Below are 16,962 nucleotides of genomic sequence, written 5' to 3' on the forward strand. Positions count from 1 at the left end.
CTTTTAAGTAAGCCCTGCCTTTAAGTAAGGCTTGCCTAATCGCGAGCAGGCCGTCACCCCGCTATGGGTGGCGGCCTTTTCCGTGCCGGCAGATCGTTACGGGCAGACATTGATACACGTTACTATGATGTTACGCGAGTGTCACCGGTTTCTTTCGGGGCAGCGTTCACTTACTCTTCGGTAACCGGAGCTCCGGCCCCCGTCCCCCCGCGGATCCGGAGGCCACCCCATGAAGAGGCTCGTGCCCGTCCTCGTCGCCGCCATCATCCTGTTGATCCCCACGGCCGCCCACGCCGCTGCACCCGCCGACTGGGACTACGTCGCGCTCGGCGACTCGTACTCCTCCGGGGTGGGTGCGCCCGGCCAGAGCGGCACCTGTCTGCGCAGCTCGAACGCGTACCCGGGGCTGTGGGCCGCCGCGAACGATCCCGCTACCTACAAGTCGGTGGCGTGCAGCGGTGCGACCACGGATGACCTGCGCTCGTCGCAGCTCTCCGCGCTGACCGCTGCCACCGATCTGGTGAGCGTGACCATCGGCGGCAACGACGTCGGTTTTGCCCCTACGATCATCACCTGCACGCTTGTCGGCGACAGTGCCTGTGCGGCGAAGGTCGACGAGTCGCTGGAATACCTGCGGGACGAGATGCCGGCCAAGTTCACGGCTACGTACGCGGAGATCCGGGCCAAGGCGCCGAACGCCACGGTCGTCGTCCTCGGATACCCGATCCTGTTCGACGAGGCGGCCGCGTCGTGCGGCTTCGCGGGCATGAGCATTCCCAAGCGCAAATCCATCAACAAGGGTGCGCGCGAGCTCAATGCGGCGATCAGGGCTTACGCTCAGGCGGCCGGGTTCACCTGGTCGGACGTCACGGACGAGTTCGCCGGTCACGGCATCTGCGGTGCGAGCCCCTGGCTGCACGGGCTCACTGTCCTGCCGCCCACGAACTCCTTCCACCCCACGGCCAATGGCTATCGGTACGGCTACCTGCCCGCGCTCACCGCAGCGCTGGCCTGACCCCGCCGTCCTCACCTCCAGCAAAGACGGCCCGGCGGTTGATCAACCGCCGGGCCGTTCCGGAGCCAACCTGTTGCGCTGTTCCGGAGTCTTGGAGAGTGCCTACTGCTGGGTGTCGCCGGCGCCGGTGCGGGCCTGGGCCTGGTCGACGCCCTTGTCGATCTGGTCGGAGTACTTGTCGCCGGTGCGCTGGTCGACCTGGTCGCCGGCCTTCTCGAGGCCCTGGTCGACCTGCTCGTCGTGCTTGTCGGCAAGATCCTTGGCCTTGTCAAGGAAGCCCATGGCGTGGTCCTTTCGTAGGGAACGACTATGGGCTGCCCGGTGAGCGGGCTCAGAAACCTCAGGGGCCCCATGGGCTGCACCGCGGGCATTCCGGCCCAGGGATGCAGGCGGCACCGGTACGCTCACGGGGTGACCGGTATGCCGGAAACGCCCGATACCCTGAGTGTGGACGTCTTCAAGGTGCTGTTCGAGTCGGCGCCCGGGCTCTACTTGGTCCTGGACCCCCAATTGCGACTCCGGGCGGTCACCGATGCCTATCTGAATGCCACGATGACCGTGCGCGAGGAGGTCATCGGGCGCCATCTCTTCGACGTCTTCCCGGACAACCCCGACGACCCGGATGCCACGGGCACGGCGAACCTGCGGGCCTCGCTGGAGCGGGTCATCGCGTCGCGGATGCCGGACACGATGGCGGTGCAGCAGTACGACGTGGAACGCTCGGACGGCAGCGGCTTCGAGACCCGTTTTTGGAGCCCGCGCAACAACCCGGTTCTCGGGCCGGACGGTCAGGTGCGGTACATCATCCACCAGGTGGAGGATGTCAGCGAGTTCGTGGCGCTGCAGCAGCACGGGGACAGCGCCCAGCAGGAGACCGACGAGCTGCGCGAGCACACCGAGCGGATGCAGGCCGAGATCCTGCGCCGTTCGCACGAACTGCACGAGGCCAACAGGGCGCTGCACGAGGCGAACGGGGCGCTGCGAGCTGCCGACGACGCGAAGAACCAGTTTCTGTCGCGGGTGAGCCACGAGCTGCGTACGCCGCTGAATGCCATTCTCGGTTTCAGTGAGCTGCTCACGCTCAGCGAGCTCGAAGAGGGCTATCGCGCCTGGGCAGGCATGATCCACAGTGCCGGCAGTCACCTGCTGGCACTGCTCGACGACGTGCTCGATATCGCCCGCATCGAGGGTGGCAACCTGAACCTGGCGGTGGAACCGGTCCCGATCCGCGCGTTGCTGGTCGAGGTGCTCGACCTGGTCGGCCCGATCGCCGATGCTGCGGACATCCGGCTGAACCAGGCGCCGGACATTCCTGGGGACTGGTGTGTCGCCGCCGACCGCCAGCGCCTGCGTCAGGTCCTGATGAACCTGCTCTCCAACGCGATCAAGTACAACCATCCGACCGGCACGGTCACGATCGCCGTGGAGCCGGAGCCGGGTGAGCAGTTCCGGATCAGCGTCATCGACAGTGGCCGTGGCATGGCCCCGGAATCCCTCAAGGTGCTGTTCACGCCATTCGAGCGGCTCGACGCCGCGAAGGCCGGCTTTCAGGGCACCGGGCTTGGCCTGTCCCTCTCCCGTCATCTCACGACGAGCATGGCGGGGCGGCTGGAGGTGTCGAGCGAGCTCGGTGAGGGCAGCACCTTCGGGGTCGTCCTGCCGCTAGCCGTCGCGATCCCGGGTGACCATGAGGCGGGGGAGGGGCGGCTCGTTCCCGAGGGCACCACCCGGCCGGCCAAGGTGCTCTACGTCGAGGATGTGCTGGGCAATATTCGGTTGGTCGAGGACATCCTGGCGCACCGGCCGACGATCACGCTGATCTCCGCGGAGCGTGCTTCGGTCGGGCTGGACCTCGCGCGGCAGCACGTGCCCGATCTCATCCTGCTCGACCTGCATCTGCCCGACATGTCCGGCGACGAGGTCTTCGAGCTGCTCAGGGCCGACCCGGTGACCAGTCACATCCCGGTGGTGGCGCTCAGCGCGGACGCGACCGCGCATCACATCGAGCAGCTCCGGCAGGCGGGCGTGACGGCGTACCTGACCAAGCCGGTTGCCGTGCGGGAGCTGCTGGCGACCCTGGATCGCCTCCTGCCCGCGGCCCCGAGTTATCGCGAAAGTAAGAGCTTCCGGTAGGCGACGAGGGGTTGTGCTCGGGTTGAGAATGAGTTAAGTTCTTCTCAGATCGAGAACTACTCATCTAGAGAACTACCGGGAGCTTCCGTGACGGGCGAAGAGGAATTCCTTGAGGGGTACGACCCGGGTGCCTACGCGCCCGTCGCCGTCACGGTCGATGTGGTTGCCCTGACGATTCGGGACGGGCGGCTGCACGTGCTGCTCGTCGAGCGGGGCGGTCACCCCTACGCCGGGTGGAACGCGTTGCCCGGCGGGTTCGTGCAGCAGGAGGGGCTCGACGCGGCGGCGTTGCGCGAGGTCGGGGAGGAGACCGGGCTTCGCCCCGGCGAGGGCGAGCTGGACCGGGTGCATCTCGAGCAGCTCCGGTCGTACGGTGACCCGGGCCGGGATCCGCGGATGCGCGTCTTCTCGGTGGCCTACCTGGCGTTCGCGCCCAGCCTGCCCGACCCGCGCGCCGGCACGGATGCGGCCGGCGCGTTCTGGATGCCGGTCGACGAGGTCGGCGAGCTCGCGTTCGACCACGCGGCGATCCTGGCCGACGGGCTCGACCGGGCCCGCTCCAAGCTCGAGTACACGCCGCTCGCCACCGCGTTCGTCGGCACCGAGTTCACCATCGCCGAGCTGCGGGCCGTCTATGCGGCGGTCTGGGGCGAGGAGCTGCACCCCGGCAACTTCCATCGCAAGGCGCTCTCCGTGCCCGGCTTCGTGGAGAGCACCGGGGAGACCGCCGCGCGGGCCGGGGAGCGCGGCGGGCCGAAACCCAAGCTCTATCGGGCCGGTGACGCGCGGCTGCTGCACCCCGCGCTGCTGCGGCCGACGAGGGAGGAGGACGTTCGATGATGTCCTTCGAGGACGCCGTCGCGGTGATCGAGCGCTCGGATTCCTTCCTCGAGCTACTCTCCGATCCGCTGCTTGCGGGTGTCGAGCGCGGCCGGGCGTACAAAATGATGGTCAAGATTGTGCATCCGGATGCCGCACCCGCGGGTCGTGGCGGGAGTGCGACGCGGGCCGCCGCCAAGCTTTCCGTGCTGTGGGAGCAGGACCGGAGCCTGACCACCAAGCGCGCGACCTACCGCATCGGTGCGAGCGTGGCGAGCGGGGATCTGGCCGACCTGATCGCGCTTGACGACGACAAGCTGCTCAAACTGCCACGGTCGGCCGGCGACAACGACCTGATGCGGGCCGAGTCCCGGGCGCTGGAGACGCTGGCGCGTGACGGTGATCCGCGTTACCGGGCTTATGCTCCGCGGCTGATCGAAAGCTTCACCCATCAGGACAATGTGGGTACGCGGCGCAGCGCCGCAATCCTGCGACGGCTCGACGGCTTCGTGCCGCTGACCGGGCTGACCGGCCGGCTCGACCCGCGTGACGTCGCGTGGATGTGGCGGCGGCTGCTGACCGGGCTCGGCTGGGCACATCGGGCCGGGCTGGTGCACGGCGCGGTGCTGCCCGAGCACGTCCTCATCCATCCGGGCGAGCACGGCGTGGTGCTCGTCGACTGGTGCTACAGCGTCACCGCGGGCGGCACCGTCCCGGCGGTCGTGGCGCGGCACCGGTCCGCTTATCCCCCCGAGGTCCTGGCCAAGCAGCCGGCCACCGCCGCCACCGACATCTTCATGGCGACCGGGCTGATGCTGCGGCTGATCCAGGACCCGCCCGCCGCGATGCGCCGCTTCGCCGCGGGCTGCCGATACGACGCGCCGCGCATGCGTCCCCAGGACGCGTGGCACCTGCTCGCCGAGCTCGACGAGCTGCTCGAAGACCTCTACGGCCCCCGCCGGTTCCGCCCCTTCGCGCTGCCGGCCTCTGTGTAAGGAGACCACCATGGGAAGTGGACGCTGGTCCACCGATGTCTACTCGGCCGCCGCGAACTACCGCGCCGCGACCGGGACGAGCGCCTTCGCCTACAGCGACAGCGGCGCCCGCAAAGCACACGAGGCCCTCGACCCGATGAACGTCGGCAAGCGGGAGAGCCGCGACAGCGCGGAACATCCGCAGAGCACCCCGATCGCCGTCCTCTTCGACGTGACCGGCTCGATGGGCTCGGTCCCGCGCACCCTGCAGGCCAAGCTCCCGCAGCTGCTGGGCCTGCTGACCCGCAAGGGTTACGCCACCGACCCGCACATCATGTTCGGCGCGGTCGGCGACGCCACCTGCGACCGGGTGCCGTTGCAGGTCGGGCAGTTCGAGTCGGACAACCGGATGGACGAGGACCTGGCCCGGATCGTGCTCGAGGGCGGCGGTGGCGGGCAGCGCACCGAGTCGTACGAGCTGGCCATGTATTTCATGGCCCGGCACACCAGCACGGACAGCGTGGAGAAGCGGGGGCGTCGCGGTTACCTCTTCCTGATCGGTGACGAGATGCCCTACGGCACGGTCAAGCCCAAGGAGGTCAAGCGGTTCATCGGCGACACCCTGCGCGAGCCCATCGGGGTCGAGGCCATGGTCGCCGAGTTGCAGCGCAGTTTCGACGTCTACTACATCCTGCCGTCGGCGGCGAGTTACGGCGGGGACAAGGAGATCCTCGGCTACTGGCGGGGGCTGCTCGGCCAGCAGGTCATCGAGCTGGACGACCTCGACGCGGTCTGCGAGACGATCGCGCTCACCGTCGGGCTGGGCGAGGACCGGATCGACCTGGACGAGGGGCTCGCCGACCTGGTCGACGTGGGCTCGGCGGCCGGGGCGTCGGTGGCTAAAGCGCTCACACCGCTGGGCGCCGTGGTGCGTTCTTCGTTGACTGCCGGCAGCGCGGGCACGGGGAACGAACGGCTGTGAGTGCGGATCACGTCGCCGTGGTCGATCTCGGCTACGGCGACGCCGGCAAGGGGCGGGTGGTGGACGCCCTCTGCGCCGCCGGCGACGTGCGAGCGGTCCTGCGCTTCAACGGGGGAGCGCAGGCCGCCCACAACGTCATCGCCGCGGACGGGCGGCACCACACGTTCGCGCAGTTCGGGGCGGGCACCCTGCTCGGGGTGCCCACCCACCTGACCCGCTTCGTGGTGGTCGACCCGCTCGCGCTGGCCGCCGAGGCCGCCGCGCTCGGCAACCCGTTCCACCTGCTCACCGTCGACGGCGACGCGCTGCTCGCCACGCCCTGGCACCGGGCCGCCAACCAGGCCAGGGAGAAGCGGCGCGGCCCGGGACGGCACGGTTCGTGCGGCATGGGCATCGGGCAGACCATGGAGTACGCCCAGAGCCACGCCGACGCGCCCCGCGTCGCCGACGTCCTCTCCGCCGCCCTGCCCCGCAAGCTGGCCGCCGTCCGCTCCGCGTTGACCGCTGAGTTCGGCCCGCTCGACGCCCCGCCGCTGGATGACGTCGTCGCCGCGTTCCGTGCCTTCGGGGCGGCGGTCTCGATCGTCGCTCCCGGGTTCGAGCAGCGGCTGCTGAGCGAGGGGCGGTGTGTCTTCGAGGGCGCGCAGGGGGTGCTGCTCGACGAGTGGCGCGGCTGGCACCCCTTCACCACGTGGTCCACCACGACCTTCGACAACGTGGCAGCGCTCTGCGACTCGTTCGAGCGGCTCGGCGTGGTCCGCACCTACACGACGCGGCACGGCGCCGGACCGTTCGTCACCGAGGCGGCGCTCGACCTGCCGGAGGCGCACAACGGCGTGGGGGAGTGGCAGGGTTCCTTCCGGGTCGGCCACTTCGACGCGGTCGCCCACCGGTACGCCGTCGAGGTGGCCGGTGGCGTCGACGGGCTCGCTGTCACCCACCTCGACGCCCCGGCACGCTGCCCGGAACTGCGCATCTGCACCTCGTACTCGACGCTGGACCACCTCGGCCCCGGTCCTTTCCGTGATCTGGCCTATCAGGAACGGCTGACCTCGCTGCTGATGCGGGAGCGGCCCGGTGTGCTCTATCGCCCGGACGACTGGGCCGCCGACATCGGCTCGCTGCTCGGGGCGCCGGTGCTGCTCGAATCCTGGGGCCCCAGGCGGGTCAACGTGCGGGTGCCCGCATAGGCCAGGGGGATCAGGGCCGAGCCGAAGAGCACCAGCGCGCTCAGCGTCAGGATCCGGTCGGTGCCCAGCGCCGCGGCCAGCGGACCGGCGAGCGCGTTGCCCACCGGCATCGCCAGCAGCGACGTCAGGATGTCCCACGACGCGACCCGGGCGAGCAGGTGGTGCGGGATGTGGTCCTGGATCGCCGTCTCCCAGGCCACGCCGTAGAAGTTCAGGCCCGCATAGCCGATGACCGCACCGGCCAGCACCGCCGTCAGGGTGCCCGGCCAGACGAACGCCAGCGCCCACAGCGGCATCACCAGCAGGGTGAGCCAGCCCGCATACAACAGCCGGGCGGGCCGCCACCGCAACGCGATCGCCGCGCCGATCACCCCGCCGAGCCCCTCGGCCGCCGCGACGAAGCCGGCGGCGTGCGCCCCGCCCAGCCGCTCGATGGCGAGCACCGGGACCAGCACCAGCAGGATGCCGTTGGCCACGTGATAGACGGTCGCCGCCAGCACACCGGAGAGCAGCCAGTCGCGCCGCCGGATCTCCCGCCAGCCCGCGCCGAGCTCCCGGAGCATCCCCTCGCCCGGCACCCGGACGGTCCGCGCCCGGATCAGCAGCGCGGCGACCCCGGAGGCCACGAAGCTGGCGGCGTTGACCGCGAACCCGGTGCTCGCCCCGAACTGCGCCACGACCAGCCCGCCCAGCGCCGGCCCGGCCACCCGGCAACCGGTCTGCAGCAGGCTCAGCGTCGCGTTGGCGTGCTGGCGGCGGGTGATGTCGACCAGCATCGGCTTGAGCGCGGTCATCGCCGGCTCGAAGAACGCCCCGGCACCGGCGGAGACCGCGGCGAGCGCGCAGAGCAGCGGCAGGTGATAGGACCCCGATGCGAACATCACCGCGATCGCGGCCGTGGTGACGAACCGGACAGCGTCGGAGGCCACCATGACGCGCTGCGGCTGCACCCGGTCGGCCCAGACGCCGCCGAACAGGGTGCAGGCCAGCATCGCGAGCACCGAGCAGGCCATCACGAGCCCGAGATCGCCGGCGCTGCCCCCGCTGATCAGGACGGCGACGGCCAGCGCGATGGTCTGGAAGCCGTTGCCGAGCCAGGACAGGGACATGCCGGTGGCGAGCAGCCGAAAATCAGTGAGCCGGAAATCGGTCATGCCCGATAGAGTAGTTCGGCGTCGAACTATTCGGCAATGAATTATTTGATGCTTGACAGATATCTGGCATGATGGTGGACATGGCTCGCGACGAGATCGACGATCACGTGCACCGCTGGTCTCGGCTCTGGGAGGGCAATCCCGAGGTCGCGCCGGAGATCGAGGGCGCGCTGGTCCGGATGAAGTACATCCAGCGCCGGTCCCAGCGCGGCGATGTCGCGGCGTTCACCGATCCCGACTTCACGCGGGAGGACTACCTGACGCTGCACGCGCTGATGGTCCAGCCGTCGCCGGTCCAGGCGACCCCGGCGCAGCTCGCCGAGGCGGCCACCGTGACCCGGGCGGCGATGACGGCCCGCCTCGACCGGCTCGACCGGGCCGGGCTGATCACCCGGGAGGTCGAGCCGTCGGACCGCCGCCGGGTGATCGTGCGGCCGACGACGGCCGGGCGTGCGAAGTGGGAGGAGCACATCTACGCGGGCATGGCCCGCGACCGGGAGCTGCTCAAAGCGCTGAGCGTCGACGAGCTCAAGCAGCTCAACGCCATGCTCCGCAAGGTGATGCTGTCCTTCGAGCAGGAGAATCAGTAGCCGACTGCCATCGCGTGACCGATCGTCGCCGGGTTCTGTGCTGCTTCCAGGAGGGCGTGGGCCAGGTCGGCCCGGGAGATCGTGCCGCCACCCCGGACGGTGCGGTCGAGTTCGGTCCGGTACCGCTTGTGGCCCCCGTTCGTCAGGCGCGGCGGCCGCAGGATCGTCCAGTCCAGGCCGCTGGCGGCGACCAGCGCGTCGGTCACCGCGAAGTCCTCGAACGAGGCCCGCAGGAAACGGCGCAGGACCGGCTTGAACAGCCTGATCGCCGGCCCGTCGTTCGCGTCGGCGACGTGCCCGGACGCGGTGACGACCAGCAGGCGGCGGGCACCCGTCGCGCGCATCGCGGTGATGATGGCCGCCGCGCCCGGCGCGCAGATCGGGGTGTCGACGCCGGGGCGACGGCCCAGGGCCGAGATGACGGCGTCGCGGCCCTTCACTGCCGACTCGATCGCGACGGGGTCGGTCGGGTCGGCGCGGAAGACCTCCGTGGCGGTGATGTCGCCGCCCGCGCGCACCACGGCGGTCACCTCGTGACCGGCGGCCAGAGCTTGCTCGACGACCTGGCGGCCGGTACCGCCGGTGGCTCCGAAAACGGTGATGCGCATCTGGTGCCCCCTGGTTAGTAAACGCTCACTATCTCGTCAGGATGGTGAGCGTTCACTAACCTGTCAAGGGTGAGCACCCGGGACGTCATCCTCGACGCGGCCGCCGCCGTCATCCGTGACCGCGGCCTGGCCAACGCCACCACCAGGCAGATCGCGACGACGGCGGGGTTCTCCGAGGCGACCCTCTACAAGCACTTCGCCGACAAGGTCGACCTGATGCTGGCCGTGCTCCGCGAACGCAACAGCGGATTCACCGAGCTGGGGCAGGCCCTCGAGGACACCACCGGCGACCTCGAGGAGCGGCTCGTCGCCGTGGCCGGCGCGGCGATCGCCTTCTTCTCCGTGAACTTCCCGATGCTCGCGTCGATCTTCTCCGACCGGGCGATCCTGCGCGGGCACAAGGAGGGGCTGCACAAACACGGTGGCGGGCCGCACATGGTCAACGAGGCGGTCATCGGCTACCTGCGCCGCGAGGCTGTTGCCGGGCGGATCGCCGCGGACTCCGACGTCTACGCGGCTGCGGCCCTGCTCGTCGGAGCGTGTATGCAGCACGCCTTCCTCGGGCTCATGGACTGGTCCGACCGCCGTGACGACGAAGCGGCCGCCCGGTCGTTCGCCCGGACCGTGATCAGGGGGTTAGAGGTACATCCCGGTTGAGGGCGGGATCGGGGGGACGGTCACGGGCTGGGCGCCGGTCCTGAGCGCGTACAGCTCGGCGAGGGTCGCGCCGTCGGGCCCGACGCCCTTCGACGTGCCGAGCCAGGCGACGGCTTCTCCGTACGGCAAACGCCCCACCTCGATGCTCGCCAGGCACCGCCCCGGCCGGACCACCGCGGGGTGCAGCGACGTCAGGTCCTCGTTGGTCGTGATGGCGATCAGCGCGTTGCGGCCCTGCCCGAGCAGCCCGTCGGTGAGGTTGAGCAGCCGCGACAACGACTGACCGGCGCTCGCCTTCGCCTCCCCGCTGATCAGCTCGTCGCAGTCCTCGAGCATGAGCAACCGCCAGCGCGGTTCGTCGTCGTCGCCACTGCCCAGCGCCACGCTCATCAGATATGCCGGGTCGCTGAACAGCCGCTCGGGGTCGAGCACGCAGTCGACCTGGCACCACGAGCGCCACTGCTGGGCGAGGGCACGCAGCGCGGTGGTCTTGCCCGTGCCCGGCTCGCCGTGCAGCAGCAGGAGCCGCCCGTTGACCACCGAGCCGTCGAGGGTCATCAGGCGGTCCAGGGTGCGCCCGACCGCCCCCGAGTAGTTGGCCCGGATCCTCTCCCAGGGCGCGGCGTCGATCTCCCGCTGCGCCCGTCGCGGCCCGTGCGGCCCGAAATGCCAGAATCCGATGGGTACGCTGTCCGCAGCCGGTTCGGCCTCCTCCACCGCATCCACGACCGCCGAGGCCAGCACCGATTCGGCCAGCTCGGAGCTCACCGCGGTCACCGTGACCCGGGCCCGGCGGCTCTGCTTCCACCGGGTCACGTGCAGCGTCCAGCCCTCGCCGATCGACAACCGCCCGTGGCTGTCCTCCTCGAGCGCGTCCCGCACCACGCGGGCGTCCTCGGTGGTCAGCGCGGCATCGGCCCGCACGTTCTCGAGGTACGACGTGCGCCCGTACGGCTCGCGCCCGGTGACGAACGCATCGAGCGCGAGCAGGTCGACCACATCCACCAGCCGGTCACCGTCGTCGACGGAACCGGTCAGCGGCAGCGAGAGGGGCGCACCCCGGCCCGGACTGTCAATCGGCGGAGCGAGCCGGTCGAGGGGCTGATGGGGGGCGCGCATCACCTGATGATCCGCTCTGTTGCCGGGCGCGGCACCCCGTTTTTCACCTAGTTGGTTCTAACGGGACCGTCGTCCGTGGCCTTCGCCCTTCCCATCGTGTGATCGCGGGCTACCACACGAGGCGGGTCGCGGTCAGGCCGCCGTCGACGTCCAGCGTGGCCCCGTTGATCCCGGACGCCGCGTCGGAGACGACAAAGGCCACCATCGCGGCCACCTGCTCCGGCTTGACCGGTACGCCCGCCGGCGTAGCTTTGGCCTGCGCGTCGACCACGTCCTGGGCGTACTCGTTGCCCGGCGTCAGCGTGATGCCGGGCGCGACCGTGTTGACGCGGACCCCGCGTGGCCCGTACTCGGCTGCCCAGGTGCGGGTGTACTGCTCGATCGCCGCCTTCGACGCCGTGTAGCCCGCCCCGAAAGGCACGCCCACCCGGGACATCCACGACCCGATGTTGACGATGGAGCCGTGGCCGCGCTCGGCCATGGCCGGGGCCAGCTCGGCGACCAGCACGTGCGGGGCCCGGACGTTGATGGCCAGCATCCGGTCGAGCTCGGCGTCGGGCAGGTCGGCGGTCGGCGTGACGGGGTAGACGCCGGCGTTGTTGACCAGGATGTCGACCCGGCCGCCCAGGGCATCGCGGGCGGCGGCGGCGAAGGAGCGCAGGCCGGCGTACGTGCCGCCCAGGTCGGCGGGGACGAAGATGCCCCCGATCTCCGCGGCCAGGGCCTCCCCGCGGGACTTGTCCCGGCCGGTGACGACGACGGTGGTCCCGGCGGCGGCCAGAGCGCGGGCGGTGGCCGCGCCGATGCCACTCGTGGAACCGGTGACGACGGCGGTCTGCGGTGTGGTTGTCATGCATCCAGCCTGCGTCCGGCGGCGGGTTTCCGACTGGGCACGGCAGTGCCACCCAGGCCCCGGGATCACGTGCTAATCATGGTTGATGGCAGTCAGGCGCAGCGAATTGGGCGAGTTCCTGCGAGCCCGGCGGGACCGCATCAGCCCCGCCCAGGCCGGGATGGAGGCGTTCCCCGGCCCGCGCCGCGTGCCCGGGCTGCGCCGCGACGAGCTGGCCTATCTGGCCGGGGTCAGCACGGACTACCTGAGCCGGCTCGAACAGGGCCGCCAGCAGAACGTCTCCGACGCGGTGCTGAACGCGCTGTCCCGGGCACTGCGCCTGACCGGCGTCGAGAAGGACCATCTGCGCCGGCTGGCCGCGCCGTCGGGAGCGCCCCGGGGCAGCGCCGACCTTCCGCAGCGAGCCGACCCGGGGATGCTCCGGCTGATGACCGCGCTGGACCATCTGCCCGCCCTGATGCTGGGCCACCGCGGCGACATCCTGGCCAGCAACCACCTGCTGCACGCCGTGCTGGGCCGGTCGTTCGAGCCGGGTGACTCGTTCACGTGGTTCATGTTCACCGACCCGCTGGCCCGCGAACGGCTCGTCAACTGGGCCGCTTTCGCCTCCGCCACGGTGGCAGGGCTACGCCGGGAGGCCGGTGAGCGTCCCCACGACGCCCGGCTGCGACGGATGATCACGAAACTGCGCGAGACCGACAGCCAGGTTGATGACTGGTGGCAGGACCAGCGGATCCTCGCCTACGCATCGGTGGTCAAGCGCATCGCCCACCCCGTCGCCGGACCTCTGAGCTTCGCGGTCGAATCGGTCATGCCCCCGCACGACCCCGAGCAGCGCCTGATCGTCTACACGACCGAGCCGGACTCCCCGACCGCCAGAGCGCTGCCCTTGCTCGCTTCCTACGGCGTTGCTCAGTCGAAGTCATAAACCGTCACCGGGACGTCCCGCGCGCACAGCGACTCGACGACGAGCGGCTCGATCCGCTCCCACTTGCCGCCTGCCAGCCCGCAGCCGATCCGGGGCATGTGCACGCTCGCCCGCAGTCGCAGCGCCTCGTCGCCGAGAGCCATCAGACCCTTCGCGACCGCGTCGTAGCGGATCGGTGGCCCGGCGCTGCCCCGTCTCGTGCCGTGCTGCCCGATCAGGTTGGCGACCCAGGTATCCGGCCGCACCGCGACGAGCCGCAGCGCACCGAGCCCGAAGTCGTTGCCCGACCGTTCCCGGTGCCAGCGGCGGTAGTCGGCCTCCGGCTCCGGCCACCGCTTCGACAGGGCGAGCACAAAGCCCTTGCCCCACCCGCCCATGTCGTTGCAGCAGTGCGCGATGACCTTGGGCCCGCTCGCCTGGGGGCTGGTCGCGTCCCCTTTGATCACCTTCAACGCCTTCACGGGGAAAGCATCCCAGCCGGGTACGACAGTTTCAGCCCTCGATGCGTGTCAGAACGAAAACCGGGATGATGCGGTCGGTCTTGGTCTGATATTCCTCGTACGGCGGGTATGCCGCCACGGCACGCTCCCACCACACGGCACGCTCATCGCCGCTCAGCTCGCGGGACTCGTAGTCGTGCTTCTCCGCGCCGTCCTGAAGCTCGACGTGCGGGTTCTTGGCCAGGTTCCAGTACCAGACCGGGTGCTTCGGGGCGCCACCCAGCGAGGCGACCACCGCGTACTCGCCGTTGTGCTCGACGCGCATCAGCGGGGTCTTGCGGAGTTTGCCGCTGCGGGCGCCCACCGAGGTGAGCAGGATGATCGGCATGCCCCGCAGATCGCCTGCCTGCGCGCCGTTGGAGGCCTCGAACTTCTCCGCCTGCTCGCGGGCCCAGTCCGAGGTGCTTGCTTCGTACTCGCCGGTCAACGGCATGATGGTGCTCCCTAACTGTCGGCTCTGTCCAGCAAAGCAGCCAGGGCGGCATTCCGCTCGGCGAATTCCTGCCAACCCGCGGGGCCCTCGGCGGCGGGGCGGGTGGTGTGACGCTGCGTCCAGGTACGGACCCGTCCCGCACGGACGGTGAACGAGACCAGGACGCCGTCCGCCCAGCCGCGCACGGCGAAGTCACCGGCCTCGTCGCTCGTCACCCGCTGCGGGGCGGTCACCCAGTCCAGGGCGCGGAGCTCCTCGGTGATCCGGCCGGCCAGCTCGAACGCCAGCGAATCGGCAGCTCTGGTGCGTACTGACAGCAGTGTCTCCTGGGCGGCAGCGACCGCGACCGGATCGCGCAGCAGGACCGACGCGACGGCCTGGGTCAGATTCTCCCGGTCGGCGATGGTTACTCCCCGCGTTGCCGCCAGGTCACGCTCGGCACCGGTCAGGCCGCTTCTTGTGTACGCGAGAGGGTGCACCCGATGCAGCGCGCTCACCGTCAGCCGGGTCCGCACCCCGCCCAGATAGGGCCCGAACCGCGTAACCCCCGCCACCTGCGGTTCCGGGACGTGCACGAGGCGCAGGCCGGCCGTGGCAGCGCGCGCGTCGAGAATGAGGTACGCCGGGACCTCCTGCCCGCCGCGGGTCCTGTTCCACCGCGGCTTCGACTCCTCCAGCAGGTTCCGCTCGAGCCACGCCGCCTCGTGAACTGAGTCACAGCTGATCGCCTCGATCCGGGTGATCCGCGGCACCATCCGGCGCAGGTGCCGCCGATCCCGCAGCTCGCCCCAGTACGAGGCCACACGCGATCGCAGCTCGGTGGCGCGGCCCATGTAGAGCACCCGCCCGGTCTCGTCGCGGAACCGGTAGACACCCGGCGCGGCGGGCAGAGCGGAGATCGTACGGCGAATCTGCGGACCCATCGCGACAGTATCCGCCGGTAGGGTTCCGGCATGCCTTCGATCTCCGTCGGCGACGTCACGCTGACCTATGAGGAGTCCGGCCGGGGCGCGCCCGTTCTGCTCCTGGCGGGCACCGGCGCGAGCGGCCGCAGCTGGTGGCTGCACCAAGCCCCCGCGCTGGTCGCGGCCGGTCACCGAGTGATCACCCTGGACAACCGCGGCACGGGCGGCAGCGGTCCGGCCGGGCCCGGTCTCACGGTCGGTGATCTGGTCACCGACACGGCAAACCTGATCACCCAGCTGGTCGGTGGTCCCTGCCACATCGTCGGCACCAGCATGGGCGCCTACATAACCCAGGAGCTTCTGCTCGTACGCCCGGAGCTGGTGAACCGAGCCGTCCTGATGGCCTCCCGCGCCCGCCCCGACCCGGTCTCCACCGCCCTCGCCGCCGCCGACCGCGCCCTGGCCGACTCGGGCATCAAGCTCCCGCCCGAATACGACGCCGTCACCCGCGCCCTGCAGAACCTCTCACCGGCCACCCTCGCCGACCCCGAATCAGCCCAGGACTGGCTCGACATCCTGGAGCTGTCCCCCGCCGCCCCCGCCGACCACCGCGCCCAGCTCAACGTGACGCTGACCACCGACCGCCGCGCCGCGTACGAGAGGATCACCACGCCCACGCTTGTCCTCTCCTTCGCCGACGACCTGATCGCACCCCCGGCTCAAGGCCGCGACCTAGCCGCCGCCATCCCCGGCGCGGCCTTCGTCACGATCCCGGCAACGGGCCACTACGGCTACCTCGAACAACCGGACGAGGTCAACAGAGCGATGCTGGAGTTCCTGACCGCATGATCGAGCGCCTGCTACCCCCCACGATCCAGTCGCGGCACTCCCTCGAGGACAAGCCCGAATCCACCCTCCTCCCCGGCGAGGAAGAACTGATCGCCAACGCCGTCCCCAAACGCCGCGCCGAGTTCACCACGGCCCGCTGGTGCGCCCGCGAGGCAATGGGCAAGCTGGGCGTCGCTCCAGCCCCGATCCTGCGCGGCGAACGCGGAGCCCCGATCTGGCCCGCCGGAGTCGTCGGCAGCATGACCCACTGTCTGGGCTTCCGCGCCGCCGCGGTCGCCCTGTCCACCGACATCGCCGGCGTCGGCATCGACGCCGAGGTGCACGACAAACTGCCCGAGGGCGTCCTCGACCTGGTCTCCCTGCCGTCCGAACGGGCCCACCTCGCCCAGCTGTCCGCCGGGTGGCCGGACGTGTGGTGGGAGCGGCTGCTGTTCAGCGCCAAGGAATCCGTCTACAAGGTCTGGTTCCCGCAGACGGGGGAATGGCTCGGCTTCGAGGAGGCCGAACTCACTTTCTCACCGGAATCCGGCACCTTCACCGCCGCCCTGCTCCGAAACGGCCCGTTCAAAACGCTGCACGGAAAATTCCTGGCCGAGGACGGCTTCGTCCTGACAGCCATCGTCCTGGAACACGCCTCCACCCAGGCGGACCAGCCATGACCGTAACCCTCCCACCCCCGATCCAAACCTTCTTCGACGCCACCAACACTGAGGACAGGGCCACCTTCCTGTCAGCCTTCGCCCCCGACGGCATCATCGACGACTGGGGCCGGGAGTTCCACGGCCACGACGCCATCGGCCACTGGAACGACACCGAAAACATCGGCACCCACACCCGCTTCGAGGTCACCGCCATCACCTCCCCGACCCCGAACACGTACGTGGTCACGGCGACCGTCACCGGCGGCGGCTTCAACGGCCCCAGCTACTTCACCTTCACCCTGGCAAACAGCCAGATCACCCGCATGACCATCACCGCCTGACCGCCGGGCCTGACCGCCGGGCCTGACCGCCCGATCGCCAGGCCATCTGCCTGGCCGCCTGCCCTGCCCGGCCCGCTCCCGGTTGCTGGCCGGCTCCCGCCCGCCAGCCCGGCTTTGCCTGCCCGGCCGCCTTACCGCCCGGCCGCCTGTCGGTCCGTACGCCTGCCGGTCCGGCCGCTCGGCCGCCCGCCCGGCTGACCCGGCCGCCCGCCCGTCTGCCTTGTCCAGCCTGCTCCCGTTTACTGGCCCGGTCCCGCCTGCCGGCCCGGCG

The 16,962-nt window shown here is 70.4% G+C and carries 20 protein-coding genes; 12 read left to right on the forward strand and 8 right to left on the reverse strand.

Going from position 1 to position 16,962, the window contains the following annotated elements; all coding sequences use genetic code 11:
* Positions 1 to 229 precede the first annotated feature (229 nt).
* Positions 230 to 1,015, forward strand: a complete 786-nt coding sequence (locus tag Ahu01nite_RS17555) for an SGNH/GDSL hydrolase family protein (protein ID WP_203837614.1) — start codon at positions 230 to 232, stop codon at positions 1,013 to 1,015.
* A gap of 102 nt (positions 1,016 to 1,117) precedes the next feature.
* Here the strand turns inward: Ahu01nite_RS17555 and Ahu01nite_RS17560 are convergent, their stop codons facing one another.
* A complete protein-coding gene (locus tag Ahu01nite_RS17560) occupies positions 1,118 to 1,297 on the reverse strand; it encodes an antitoxin (protein WP_203837615.1) in 180 nt (59 codons plus the stop codon).
* Between the two features lie 138 nt (positions 1,298 to 1,435).
* On the opposite strand from Ahu01nite_RS17560, the gene Ahu01nite_RS17565 reads away from it, so the two are divergent.
* The 5 genes from Ahu01nite_RS17565 to Ahu01nite_RS17585 all read left to right on the forward strand — a co-directional run bounded on the left by Ahu01nite_RS17565 (position 1,436) and on the right by Ahu01nite_RS17585 (position 7,113).
* On the forward strand, positions 1,436 to 3,148 hold the full coding sequence (locus Ahu01nite_RS17565) for an ATP-binding protein (protein WP_239158948.1): 1,713 nt from the start codon (positions 1,436 to 1,438) through the stop codon (positions 3,146 to 3,148).
* A gap of 87 nt (positions 3,149 to 3,235) precedes the next feature.
* On the forward strand, positions 3,236 to 3,988 hold the full coding sequence (locus Ahu01nite_RS17570) for an NUDIX hydrolase (RefSeq protein WP_203837617.1): 753 nt from the start codon (positions 3,236 to 3,238) through the stop codon (positions 3,986 to 3,988).
* Positions 3,985 to 4,962 (forward strand): protein kinase family protein, encoded by a 978-nt coding sequence (locus Ahu01nite_RS17575; protein ID WP_203837618.1) that lies wholly within the window; start codon positions 3,985 to 3,987, stop codon positions 4,960 to 4,962. Before Ahu01nite_RS17570 ends, Ahu01nite_RS17575 begins: the two co-directional genes overlap by 4 nt.
* A 10-nt stretch (positions 4,963 to 4,972) precedes the next feature.
* Positions 4,973 to 5,923: a hypothetical protein gene (locus Ahu01nite_RS17580; protein WP_203837619.1), complete on the forward strand. Its 951-nt coding sequence runs from the start codon at positions 4,973 to 4,975 to the stop codon at positions 5,921 to 5,923.
* Positions 5,920 to 7,113 carry an adenylosuccinate synthetase gene (locus Ahu01nite_RS17585; protein ID WP_203837620.1) on the forward strand — a complete coding sequence of 398 codons (1,194 nt, stop codon included), beginning with the start codon at positions 5,920 to 5,922 and terminating at the stop codon, positions 7,111 to 7,113. The genes Ahu01nite_RS17580 and Ahu01nite_RS17585 overlap by 4 nt, the downstream gene beginning before the upstream one ends.
* Here the strand turns inward: Ahu01nite_RS17585 and Ahu01nite_RS17590 are convergent.
* A complete protein-coding gene (locus Ahu01nite_RS17590; RefSeq protein ID WP_203837621.1) occupies positions 7,008 to 8,267 on the reverse strand; it encodes an MFS transporter in 1,260 nt (419 codons plus the stop codon). The two genes, Ahu01nite_RS17585 and Ahu01nite_RS17590, sit on opposite strands and share 106 nt — an antisense overlap.
* An 80-nt stretch (positions 8,268 to 8,347) precedes the next feature.
* Here Ahu01nite_RS17590 and Ahu01nite_RS17595 point away from each other — a divergent pair, with 80 nt between their 5' ends.
* On the forward strand, positions 8,348 to 8,857 hold the full coding sequence (locus Ahu01nite_RS17595) for a MarR family winged helix-turn-helix transcriptional regulator (RefSeq protein WP_203837622.1): 510 nt from the start codon (positions 8,348 to 8,350) through the stop codon (positions 8,855 to 8,857).
* On the opposite strand, the gene Ahu01nite_RS17600 is transcribed toward Ahu01nite_RS17595, so the two are convergent.
* Positions 8,851 to 9,465: an NAD(P)-dependent oxidoreductase gene (locus Ahu01nite_RS17600; protein WP_203837623.1), complete on the reverse strand. Its 615-nt coding sequence runs from the start codon at positions 9,463 to 9,465 to the stop codon at positions 8,851 to 8,853. The genes Ahu01nite_RS17595 and Ahu01nite_RS17600 overlap by 7 nt on opposite strands.
* A gap of 69 nt (positions 9,466 to 9,534) precedes the next feature.
* Between Ahu01nite_RS17600 and Ahu01nite_RS17605 the strand changes: the two genes are divergently transcribed.
* The gene (locus tag Ahu01nite_RS17605) at positions 9,535 to 10,122 is read left to right on the forward strand and encodes a TetR/AcrR family transcriptional regulator (protein ID WP_203837624.1); all 588 of its coding nucleotides are present in this window, start codon (positions 9,535 to 9,537) and stop codon (positions 10,120 to 10,122) included.
* Here the strand turns inward: Ahu01nite_RS17605 and Ahu01nite_RS17610 are convergent.
* Positions 10,102 to 11,241, reverse strand: a complete 1,140-nt coding sequence (locus Ahu01nite_RS17610) for a DUF5925 domain-containing protein (protein ID WP_203837625.1) — start codon at positions 11,239 to 11,241, stop codon at positions 10,102 to 10,104. The genes Ahu01nite_RS17605 and Ahu01nite_RS17610 overlap by 21 nt on opposite strands.
* A gap of 109 nt (positions 11,242 to 11,350) precedes the next feature.
* Positions 11,351 to 12,094 carry an SDR family NAD(P)-dependent oxidoreductase gene (locus tag Ahu01nite_RS17615; RefSeq protein ID WP_203837626.1) on the reverse strand — a complete coding sequence of 248 codons (744 nt, stop codon included), beginning with the start codon at positions 12,092 to 12,094 and terminating at the stop codon, positions 11,351 to 11,353.
* An 85-nt stretch (positions 12,095 to 12,179) separates the two neighbouring features.
* Here Ahu01nite_RS17615 and Ahu01nite_RS17620 point away from each other — a divergent pair, with 85 nt between their 5' ends.
* Entirely contained in the window at positions 12,180 to 13,022 is an 843-nt protein-coding gene (locus Ahu01nite_RS17620) for a helix-turn-helix transcriptional regulator (RefSeq protein WP_203837627.1), read from the forward strand.
* Here the strand turns inward: Ahu01nite_RS17620 and Ahu01nite_RS17625 are convergent.
* The 3 genes from Ahu01nite_RS17625 to Ahu01nite_RS17635 are packed head-to-tail and all read right to left on the reverse strand — an operon-like array spanning position 13,007 to position 14,878.
* Positions 13,007 to 13,483: a macro domain-containing protein gene (locus Ahu01nite_RS17625; protein WP_203837628.1), complete on the reverse strand. Its 477-nt coding sequence runs from the start codon at positions 13,481 to 13,483 to the stop codon at positions 13,007 to 13,009. The two genes, Ahu01nite_RS17620 and Ahu01nite_RS17625, sit on opposite strands and share 16 nt — an antisense overlap.
* A gap of 31 nt (positions 13,484 to 13,514) precedes the next feature.
* Complete coding sequence (locus Ahu01nite_RS17630; RefSeq protein ID WP_203837629.1) at positions 13,515 to 13,955, reverse strand: nitroreductase family deazaflavin-dependent oxidoreductase; 441 nt, start codon at positions 13,953 to 13,955, stop codon at positions 13,515 to 13,517.
* A gap of 11 nt (positions 13,956 to 13,966) precedes the next feature.
* On the reverse strand, positions 13,967 to 14,878 hold the full coding sequence (locus Ahu01nite_RS17635; RefSeq protein WP_203837630.1) for a GIY-YIG nuclease family protein: 912 nt from the start codon (positions 14,876 to 14,878) through the stop codon (positions 13,967 to 13,969).
* 30 nt (positions 14,879 to 14,908) lie between these two features.
* Between Ahu01nite_RS17635 and Ahu01nite_RS17640 the strand changes: the two genes are divergently transcribed.
* The 3 genes from Ahu01nite_RS17640 to Ahu01nite_RS17650 are packed head-to-tail and all read left to right on the forward strand — an operon-like array spanning position 14,909 to position 16,691.
* Entirely contained in the window at positions 14,909 to 15,709 is an 801-nt protein-coding gene (locus Ahu01nite_RS17640; RefSeq protein WP_203837631.1) for an alpha/beta fold hydrolase, read from the forward strand.
* Positions 15,706 to 16,368, forward strand: a complete 663-nt coding sequence (locus tag Ahu01nite_RS17645) for a 4'-phosphopantetheinyl transferase family protein (protein ID WP_203837632.1) — start codon at positions 15,706 to 15,708, stop codon at positions 16,366 to 16,368. Before Ahu01nite_RS17640 ends, Ahu01nite_RS17645 begins: the two co-directional genes overlap by 4 nt.
* Entirely contained in the window at positions 16,365 to 16,691 is a 327-nt protein-coding gene (locus Ahu01nite_RS17650; protein WP_203837633.1) for a nuclear transport factor 2 family protein, read from the forward strand. The genes Ahu01nite_RS17645 and Ahu01nite_RS17650 overlap by 4 nt, the downstream gene beginning before the upstream one ends.
* The last annotated feature ends 271 nt before the right edge of the window (positions 16,692 to 16,962 follow it).

This window comes from Winogradskya humida, from assembly GCF_016862215.1.
Lineage (GTDB): Bacteria > Actinomycetota > Actinomycetes > Mycobacteriales > Micromonosporaceae > Actinoplanes > Actinoplanes humidus.

What these genes read in the sequence shown, in the direction of transcription:
- Ahu01nite_RS17620 (WP_203837627.1), top strand. Translation starts at nt 12,180, where the DNA reads ATGGCAGTCAGGCGCAGCGAATTGGGCGAGTTCCTGCGAGCCCGGCGG.
- Ahu01nite_RS17600 (WP_203837623.1), bottom strand. Translation starts at nt 9,465, where the DNA reads ATGCGCATCACCGTTTTCGGAGCCACCGGCGGTACCGGCCGCCAGGTC.
- Ahu01nite_RS17555 (WP_203837614.1), top strand. Translation starts at nt 230, where the DNA reads ATGAAGAGGCTCGTGCCCGTCCTCGTCGCCGCCATCATCCTGTTGATC.
- Ahu01nite_RS17645 (WP_203837632.1), top strand. Translation starts at nt 15,706, where the DNA reads ATGATCGAGCGCCTGCTACCCCCCACGATCCAGTCGCGGCACTCCCTC.
- Ahu01nite_RS17635 (WP_203837630.1), bottom strand. Translation starts at nt 14,878, where the DNA reads ATGGGTCCGCAGATTCGCCGTACGATCTCCGCTCTGCCCGCCGCGCCG.
- Ahu01nite_RS17615 (WP_203837626.1), bottom strand. Translation starts at nt 12,094, where the DNA reads ATGACAACCACACCGCAGACCGCCGTCGTCACCGGTTCCACGAGTGGC.
- Ahu01nite_RS17575 (WP_203837618.1), top strand. Translation starts at nt 3,985, where the DNA reads ATGATGTCCTTCGAGGACGCCGTCGCGGTGATCGAGCGCTCGGATTCC.
- Ahu01nite_RS17590 (WP_203837621.1), bottom strand. Translation starts at nt 8,267, where the DNA reads ATGACCGATTTCCGGCTCACTGATTTTCGGCTGCTCGCCACCGGCATG.
- Ahu01nite_RS17640 (WP_203837631.1), top strand. Translation starts at nt 14,909, where the DNA reads ATGCCTTCGATCTCCGTCGGCGACGTCACGCTGACCTATGAGGAGTCC.
- Ahu01nite_RS17610 (WP_203837625.1), bottom strand. Translation starts at nt 11,241, where the DNA reads ATGCGCGCCCCCCATCAGCCCCTCGACCGGCTCGCTCCGCCGATTGAC.
- Ahu01nite_RS17595 (WP_203837622.1), top strand. Translation starts at nt 8,348, where the DNA reads ATGGCTCGCGACGAGATCGACGATCACGTGCACCGCTGGTCTCGGCTC.
- Ahu01nite_RS17565 (WP_239158948.1), top strand. Translation starts at nt 1,436, where the DNA reads ATGCCGGAAACGCCCGATACCCTGAGTGTGGACGTCTTCAAGGTGCTG.
- Ahu01nite_RS17630 (WP_203837629.1), bottom strand. Translation starts at nt 13,955, where the DNA reads ATGCCGTTGACCGGCGAGTACGAAGCAAGCACCTCGGACTGGGCCCGC.
- Ahu01nite_RS17580 (WP_203837619.1), top strand. Translation starts at nt 4,973, where the DNA reads ATGGGAAGTGGACGCTGGTCCACCGATGTCTACTCGGCCGCCGCGAAC.
- Ahu01nite_RS17650 (WP_203837633.1), top strand. Translation starts at nt 16,365, where the DNA reads ATGACCGTAACCCTCCCACCCCCGATCCAAACCTTCTTCGACGCCACC.
- Ahu01nite_RS17560 (WP_203837615.1), bottom strand. Translation starts at nt 1,297, where the DNA reads ATGGGCTTCCTTGACAAGGCCAAGGATCTTGCCGACAAGCACGACGAG.